A 1,346-nucleotide genomic window follows, 5' to 3' on the forward strand; every position below is an offset into this window, starting at 1 on the left:
GACCGAGTTGGTGCTAGGCCGACTCACCTATGGCAAATGGCCAAACCTTGCCAGCGCCTATGTCAGCGGCATTAGCGTGGGCATTCTGCTGCGTTCGGATTTCGTTTGGCCCTACATGCTCTGTAGTGCCATCTCCATTACTTCCAAATATGCTATTCGGGTGAACGGACGCCACCTCTGGAACCCCTCCAACCTCGGCATTGTGGCCACGCTCTTCATTGTGCCTAACGCGGTTTCCACCTTGATGAACCAGTTCAGCAATGGCCTGCTCCCCATGATCGTGGTGTGGATTGTCGGTTCTTTGGTGATCGCTCGTCTTAAGCGTTTTCATATCTGCCTTACCTACGTGCTGAGCTTCGGCTTCTATGCCTTTATCCGTAGTCTTATCCTGCACGACTCGTTTATAACCGAGGTGGCTCCCATCACGGGACCTATGTACCAGCTGTTTACCTTCTTTATGATCACCGATCCCAAGACCACCGTTCACTCGAAGCGGGGCCAGATGTTGGTGGCCTTCCTTGTGGCGACGGTGGAGAACTTCTTGTGGCTCTACGGTTCGCTTGCTTCTCCGCCGGCCAACTCGCTCGGCGGCATCATCGCCTCTCATCCCCCTTATCTCGCGTTGACGTTGGTAGGCCCACCTGCCAATCTGATCGAGATATTACGTGAGAAACGCCGGAAGCTGGCGCAACAGACCGATGCCTCCCCGGCTCTCAAGGTGGCAACGGGCAACTAGACTCGCCATTTGGGTCTGCACTTCTAGGAAAGCCTGTCCAAGGAAACCGCCTGTAGGGGCACGGTGACCGTGCCCCTTTTGCTCATCTCCCCTCTCCCTGATAGGGGGAGGGGGTTGGGGCTTGAAGAACCTTTGAGACGACCGCCATTTCGAGCCAAAGGTGAGATGAACAACTGTCATTTCGAGCCGGTTACACAACTGTCCTTTCGAGCGAAGGCGAGATAAACAACTGTCATTTCGAGCCGGTTACACAACTGTCATTTCGAGCCGAAGGCGAGAAATCTTGAGTTTCACTTCCCACCAGTTCTGAGGGTAGGGAGTGGGGCTGCAGGGTGCCGATGCCAAAGCCCCCCTCTCATCCCCCCGCACGCGGGGGGAGGCTAGCCCTTCTTCCCCGTGTACGGGGAGGGGAAGGGCGTCGGCCTTGAGGGGAAGGGCGTCGGCCTTGAGGGTTGGGGAGGGGCTTGAAGAGCCAGCGATACGCCTGTCCTTTCGAGCCGAAGACGAGATAAACAACTGTCATTTCGAGCCGGTTACACAACTGTCATTTCGAGCCGAAGGCGAGAAATCTTGTGTTTCAATCCCCACCGGTTCTGAGGGTTGGGGAGGG

At 56.2% G+C, this 1,346-nt stretch carries 1 protein-coding gene; it reads left to right on the forward strand.

Annotated features, from left to right (window positions below; translation table 11 throughout):
• Positions 1-736: hypothetical protein (locus VKV18_RS06580; RefSeq protein WP_324203413.1), on the forward strand; the 736-nt coding region annotated here is incomplete at its 5' end.
• Positions 737-1,346 lie beyond the last annotated feature (610 nt).

It is taken from the genome of Chthonomonas sp., from assembly GCF_035294505.1.
Taxonomy (GTDB): Bacteria; Armatimonadota; Chthonomonadetes; order Chthonomonadales; family Chthonomonadaceae; genus Chthonomonas.